Source organism: Bradyrhizobium sp. Mp27 (assembly GCF_029953005.1).
GTDB classification, from domain to species: Bacteria; Pseudomonadota; Alphaproteobacteria; order Rhizobiales; family Xanthobacteraceae; genus Bradyrhizobium; species Bradyrhizobium barranii.
Genome location: NZ_JASAUS010000261.1, coordinates 1 through 6,548 on the forward strand (window position 1 = coordinate 1; position 6,548 = coordinate 6,548).

The 6,548-nt window shown below is 57.8% G+C and carries 6 protein-coding genes; all 6 read right to left on the reverse strand.

Annotated elements, in window-relative coordinates; all coding sequences use genetic code 11:
* Window positions 1-141: 141 nt before the first annotated feature.
* The 6 genes from QJT78_RS47280 to QJT78_RS47305 all read right to left on the reverse strand — a co-directional run bounded on the left by QJT78_RS47280 (window position 142) and on the right by QJT78_RS47305 (window position 5,921).
* Window positions 142-2,196, reverse strand: a complete 2,055-nt coding sequence (locus tag QJT78_RS47280) for a secretin N-terminal domain-containing protein (protein ID WP_028154024.1) — start codon at window positions 2,194-2,196, stop codon at window positions 142-144.
* 125 nt (window positions 2,197-2,321) lie between these two features.
* Window positions 2,322-2,942, reverse strand: a complete 621-nt coding sequence (locus QJT78_RS47285; RefSeq protein ID WP_157790373.1) for a hypothetical protein — start codon at window positions 2,940-2,942, stop codon at window positions 2,322-2,324.
* 49 nt (window positions 2,943-2,991) lie between these two features.
* Complete coding sequence (locus tag QJT78_RS47290; protein WP_038953949.1) at window positions 2,992-4,092, reverse strand: hypothetical protein; 1,101 nt, start codon at window positions 4,090-4,092, stop codon at window positions 2,992-2,994.
* A 42-nt stretch (window positions 4,093-4,134) separates the two neighbouring features.
* The gene (locus QJT78_RS47295; RefSeq protein ID WP_281460732.1) at window positions 4,135-5,133 is read right to left on the reverse strand and encodes a hypothetical protein; all 999 of its coding nucleotides are present in this window, start codon (window positions 5,131-5,133) and stop codon (window positions 4,135-4,137) included.
* Window positions 5,126-5,647 carry a SycD/LcrH family type III secretion system chaperone gene (locus QJT78_RS47300; RefSeq protein ID WP_028154028.1) on the reverse strand — a complete coding sequence of 174 codons (522 nt, stop codon included), beginning with the start codon at window positions 5,645-5,647 and terminating at the stop codon, window positions 5,126-5,128. Before QJT78_RS47300 ends, QJT78_RS47295 begins: the two co-directional genes overlap by 8 nt.
* 1 nt (window position 5,648) lies before the next feature.
* Window positions 5,649-5,921, reverse strand: coding sequence for a hypothetical protein (locus QJT78_RS47305; protein ID WP_028154029.1), 273 nt, complete (start codon window positions 5,919-5,921; stop codon window positions 5,649-5,651).
* Window positions 5,922-6,548 lie beyond the last annotated feature (627 nt).

The following is a 6,548-nucleotide window of genomic DNA, read 5'->3' on the forward strand; positions in this document are numbered from 1 at the left end:
GCCCTCCCGACGCAACGACAAAACCGTAAAGCCCCGCGTTCAGCATAACCCGGCAGGAATCCACTTAAATCCAGCGGGGCGCTGTCCAAACAACCGGGGCCAGCTCTGTCTATCTCTCCAATGTCCTGCCAAAACTTGGCCTCACAAACGACGTCTCCGTTGGGGCGTCAGGTGGCGGCCGAGATCGGGGGCCAGCGATTCGAACTTCTCTCGCAGCTCCTCAGTCAAAGCCCGCGCATCGGCGCCACTCTCAACCACCCGAGGATTCAGCAACACCAAGAGCTCGGTTCGGTCCTTGGCGTGCTCCGTGCTGCCGAATAGAGACCCCACCAAGGGAATGTCCTTCAGCACGGGAGCCCCGGAATCCATCCCGTTGGTACTATCCTGCATTAAGCCGCCTATCGCGATCGTATCACCGCTTCGCGTCGACACGGTGCTCTTGAGGCGGCGTACCGAAATGATCGGGGATTGGACGTTGGTCAGTGTGTTCTTGTTCGCGGTACTGACCTCCTGAAAGGTGTCAAGCGTCACGCTACCCCCGACGCCGATGCGAGGTGTTACAGCCAAAATGACCCCCGTGTCGCGTAGTTCGACGTCACTCACGATTGATGAACTCTGGCTTAGCGTGGATTGTGCGGATCGCGCGAGAATCGGAACCTGATCGCCCACTTCAATTGTCGCGGTTTGGTTGTCAACTGTCAGAATACGTGGCGCCGATACAACCTTGACATCCCCGACGCCACGTAGCGCGTGCAGCACAACGTTGACGCCCTTATTTGGAAACAAATAGGATAAACCACCTTGTGGAACGGCATCCAAATCCAGGGAGGAGAGAAGATAGTCAACGCCGTATCGCAGATGATCACTCAACCGCACCTCTGCGACAATGGCCTGGATCAGGACCTGCCGCGGCTTGACGTCGAGCTGATGAACTGCGGCTTCGATGATTTTGTCGTCCTGCGGCGTTGCCAAGATGACAAGTGCATTTTGGCTCGGATCTGGCTGGATCCGCACCGGTGCCGACAGGCCGAGACTGACTGCGGAGGCCACCGCATCGTCCTTTGCTTGCGTTGTCGACGCGGCGGCATCTGATCTTTCGTCCAGCAGGCCGGGAGCGTTCAGTGGCAGACTCGAACGATCGGATGCGCTTCCGATTGACAACTTTCCAAACTCCCTCGCGGGCTGCGCGCGAGGTTCGGCACTGGATGGCTGAGCACCAAAGACTCGTGCGAGCACCTGCGCCACTTCCGTAGCCCGTCGATACCGAAGCGGACGCACGTGAATGTTTGCCGCCGCCTCCGAGGTCTTATCCAGCTTGGCGATGATCCGACGAACTTGCTGAAGTAGCGCAGAATCATCCGCTACCACCAGAATGCCGTTCAGCCGCTCGAGCGGCGCAAGCCGAACGCGAGCTCTGCCCTGGCCATTCTGGTTGAACAAGAAATTGAGTTCTCGCTCTACCGCGGCCGGACTCGCCTGAGCCAGGGTATACAGCGCAAACGATTTGTGAGCCATAGCATCGGTGTCAAGCAAGTCGATGAGTTCGCGCGCGGAACTGACCGAGCTGGGCGGCCCACTGATGGCAATACCTTGTTCTCCCGGCGCGGGTGTCAGGTGCACGCTGTCCTCGACGTTTGGTCGGATGACCTTGATCACGTCAACTGGATTGACATAACGAACGGGAATCACTTGAACATCTGTTCGTACTCCGCCGGCGAGGTCGACCAAGCGCCCCACCCGAACTCCGCGGTCAATCACGGCCAATCCATAGCCGTACGGTGCCAGCGCTTGGTCGAGCAATCGCGGCACATCACTCGCGGGGACTTGGCCGGAGGTCCGAAGTGTCATTTTTCCCCCAACGCCCGGATCGATGATGACAGGCATGCTCACAATGTCGCCCATGACGTCATTCACAACTTGCCGAATATCGGCATTGGCGTAGTCGAGGCTCACGCGGGTGCTATTGGAGGTGACCGGCAGCCGCCGCTCCACCGAGGCGGTGACCCGCTGGGTTGGCGGCTGTGCCAGCAGTTCAAAGCTACTTGCATGCGGTTTCCCCGCCGAGAGGGAGAGCTCCGGCGCTCGCCAGCTGACGCTTGGCGAAGCCAGCAGAATACCACGTTCAGCAATCGGGTCGGAGCCGGCACATCGGGTGAGCAGTAGACAAACGAGGGTTCGGAAAATCTTGCTAGACATTTAGGAAGCGGCGTTCCCGCGAAGAATGCGCATCCATTCAGTTTCCATCCACTGCCGCACCTGCGCTCTTAACTTTAAGATAGTCGGGCAGAACAGGGCCATGCCTCGCTTATTATTGCCATCTCTTAACGAAAGTTGCCGATAATCATCTCCTTGATCTTTTGATCCCTCGAAAGAAGGTTGGACATCAGTGCAGCAACGTCATTGTGCTTACCCAGCAACCCCTGCAGGTGAATCATCGCCATCTCTCCTTCGCTGTTGGCGCCATCAATCGACGCCTTAAGATTATTGATGGCAGCATCGAACTGAGACTGCACACCCCTCTTGCCGCCAGTTTGCGTGTCGGGGCTTGGGAACGGCGGCCGCGCGCCGCGCTTTGCAAAATGCTCGTTAAGCTTTTCGTGCGTTGTTTTAGTTGCCTCGATGGGGATGCCTTTTTCGCGCATCCATTCAAACACATGCTGGGTCGTGCCTTGCGAATCGACGAAAGTGCCGTAATCCTTAGCTGCCTTTTCATCGGTCGGCCGATTGGTCCTCAGGACGGACAATGCCTTATTCATATCTTTTAGCAAATTGTTTCGCGCTTGCATATCGTCGTATGCGGACCGGATTAGATCCTGGTAGATGCCATACCGTTCCATCAGAACCAGCACCATGATCGAGCACAAAGACAGGCCACCCGGGAGAACATTTCCTACGCTGTTGGCCGACGTATAGGGCTGGTATCCAGACATTGCATTGATCATCTTACGCCATTCTCAAAGTTCAGACGTTTTCGTCGAACGTGCATTGCACTCAAGCCATATTGACGATCTTGCTTCTCGCCTCGGTATCGGCACGACGAATTTCATCAAGCTTGCCCAGAAAGTCCTGAATCACGGTCTCATAGCTCGCCATGAATTCACTCTCGTCCTCCATCTGCGCCCGCGCCTTGGTGCCGTCCGCCTCCAGCTTCGCCTTCTCCTCCTGGTAGTGCGTCGCCGCCATGTTCAGGCCGGCTCCCAAAAGCTTAAAGGCTTCTGTTGCGATTGTGCCCAGGCCATTCCATTTCATCGACGCCTGCTGGGCTGCTGTCTGTGCCTGGACAACGCGAGTAAACTCAAGGGGGTCCGTCGTGCTATCGGGCGCGTCCAGCCTAAGCGGGGCGCCAAGTGTATTGTCTCTGCTCGATGATGTGCTCCAGTCCAGACCTGTTGTCTCGATGTTGTCCTCCGAGGACCGTGCCTCGCGCTCCGGTGCTTGGGTAAGTTGCGCTTTGCCGTGAGGCTTGTCGTCGAGCTTCGGCTCGCCTTCCGGTTTGTCAAAGCGCTGCGCTCGACCTGTAGGGCTGTTCGGGGCTGGCGTCTCCAAACCAGACTTCGGAAGCGGCGTCTGGATCTTGGCCTTGTACAGCTCATCGAAGCGCGCCTGAAACTGGCGAGCGCCCTTGAGGTTCACGCCGGCGCCTAACATGGCGCCGCCAGAGGTGGCTATTGCGCCAAACAACTGGCATAGCCCTGAATTGCGAAGCGCCTTGGCCGCAGCTTCCTGCGCAGCGATCTCGACGTTAAGCGCAGCCGACCGGTCTGACCTCGCCGCCTTGCGGAACTCCGCATTGAGCCGAACGATGAGCGCGGCGACCGCTGATATGTCGTTCCCTGTAGCAAAGTCCTTCAGCTTGGCCTGGACGTTCGAAAGCTTCTGGATCTCTACGTCCGCGAGATCCGGTGCACCAACTGATCCCCAACCCGGCGCCCTCTCAACGCGATCCGCAAGAGGGCGTGTGATCTCGCCTTCTGGCACGTTCCTGCCGGCGACCGTAGCAGAGATCGGCAGCCACGGAAGTTGTTGATGCGCGGCAGCATCCAAGAGGTCGTACCCGCCAACGGTCCTTTCACGTTCGATTTTAACTACCATCGCTACGTTCCTTAAATTCGACAACTGACCTTGAGCAGTGTGTCAACCAAAATGCCTTATGAGATTGGCGTTGGCGTCACTCTGACTCTCAATCGCCTCGGCAACCTTCTGTGTGGTTATCGTCCTGTCGAGAAGCAATTGCCTGATGAAGTCCATCTCATCGCCTTGCAGCTGTCTCAATCTTGCAATGCGGCTGCTAATTTCAAGCGTTTCCGCCTGGGCGTCCGTTGCCTCCTTCTGCTGGACGCCATTGGCGATGCTGGCGGCAGCCGCGCCCACCGAGGCCACTGCTTCGCCGACCCGAGCCGCCGTCGAAACCCTCTGTCCGATCTGAACAGCCTTGACAGAGTTAGACGGTACCAAGGCGGTGATGCGCAATCCATTCGCAGTTCCATTAGCAAAACCAGCGCCGACCGTGAGCACCGAGATGGCGAATATGATGCCAATCGTAATGACCATGCCCAAGGTTCTGGCCTTGCCGCCCTCGATTCCGTCTTTCTCGAGACTCTTCACAATTGCCGCGGTCATCTTATCGATGACCCCCGTCTCGGTGAGAGTCGCTACTCCAACGTTCACTGCCGCCGCCATGACAGCAAGAGTTCCACCAGTGGCAACGGCAGCCAGGACCGACAATCCAACCGCCAGCCACCCGAAGAACTTCATGATGCCGGAGCTCTTCTTTGCTTCTGCCGATCTTTTTGCCGCTTCAATGATGCTTTTAGAGATTTTCTCGTGCAACTGCCTTTGCTGCTCTCCCCAGTGTCGCGCGTCCTCTATTCCGGCTGCGAGCTGTCCATCCGTCATCTTGGTCTTTAGAGCCAGAAACTTGGTAAGGAGGTCAATCGCATCGAACGCACGTGGTGCCGCTAAGCTTGGAATCGCACCTGACGCAACAGGCTCTCCGGAAACCGATTGCGGCAGCAGGTTGGCGTCGGTCTTGCGGCCATTGCTCGAAAGACCGATGGCGGAGGCACTGAAAGGCAGCGTCCCGACTTCCGGGAGTGTTTTGCTCGTAAACGCCCTCATGTTCACTCTATCCATGGTTGGACCCCACTTGGGATTTGAGGCAGTTTAGCATCATCAGCCCACGCCCGGCCAAAGCCTTGTGTTCGGGCCTTCCGACACTCAGCGCCAAGGCATTCTCGAGTGCGGTGATGGCCGCTGCGGGATGATCGAGTTTGATGAAGCATTCCGCAGCACGAAGCGGTATCTGCGGGTCCTCGCCATTCAGGAGCCCGGCCAACCGATAGGCGTGCATGGCGTTTTCTGGGTCCCCAAGCATCTGACTACTAGCAGCCAGACCAAACCAAAATCGTGCGTCAATGTGCCGGTGTAAGCACAAGAAGCGAAAAAAATTCCGCGCCTCTTCGTACTTGCCGCAAGAATAGTAGCGATGGCCAAACACATATAGAGCCTCAAGCTCATCATCCGTGATCCCAATGACGCTAGCTAGGTCAGCGCGCCCCGTCGTGAAGTCGATGGCGAGCTGTGCCAGCCGCTCAGTGTCTGTCGCATCCCCACCATTCAACAGGTCACCATCCGTCATCCTCATCATGTCACACTCTTCGTAGAGAGGGCTTGGTGCTTGGGACATGCGACATTGACTCGGGGGCCGGCAGGATGTGACTGAGGGCCGCCAGTTCGTCCGCATACGCCCTTTGAAACGCTTCATCCTGATCGCCGACAAATGCAGAAATTGAAGCGGCACTCATAGTGCTGTCGCCCAAAGGGCAGGCGCAACGGCCAAGCTGTTCGCGAGCCCGCGTCAAGAGACTATCCATCTGTGCGATGGTCTGTCGCGCAGCCTCCATCGTATCATCGAGGTTCATTGACCCTCCCAGACGAGCACAGCGGGATTCGAAGCCGCTATCGCCGCCAGCCCCGCTCAAGGGGCCACGACCTGCTCTCGGAAACGGCGGCTCAAGGCCACCGACAGGCATCGTCTCCCGATGATAAGGTGTGCCAGAATCCCCTTCCTCCTCACGATGAGGGGTTCCCGCAATTGGCCAAATGGCATTCCTCCGTGTCCCGGTTGGATCAACAACGCGTGTTACTACTAGAGGCGGCGCACGGCGCAAAATACTCGATCGCTATGAAGGCATAGGCGCCCGTGATGGATCGGTGCGTCCTTGTGCGAGCGCACCAGACGGCAGCTCTAACCCAGAAGCACGTGTCGTTGCGCCAAACGAAGCGTTCGGTATGAGATTGTCGCCGAGCCGCGCGCATTTTCGGCCTTAAGCAGGTAACGATACAGATCGCATTAGCGGCCGATTGGGTTCCGCAGTCGCCTTGGACGAAACGCCAGCAAGCAGCTCACACTTTTGTGCCGGACCGAGCGGTCGACGGTAAACGGTACGAGAGGCCCACGGAGCCACGGACTTGGTGCGGACGGCCTACGCACCGCGCTTGAAGCGTATAGGCATCCAGAACTGCCGGAGGGCCTCGACGGTTGCTGG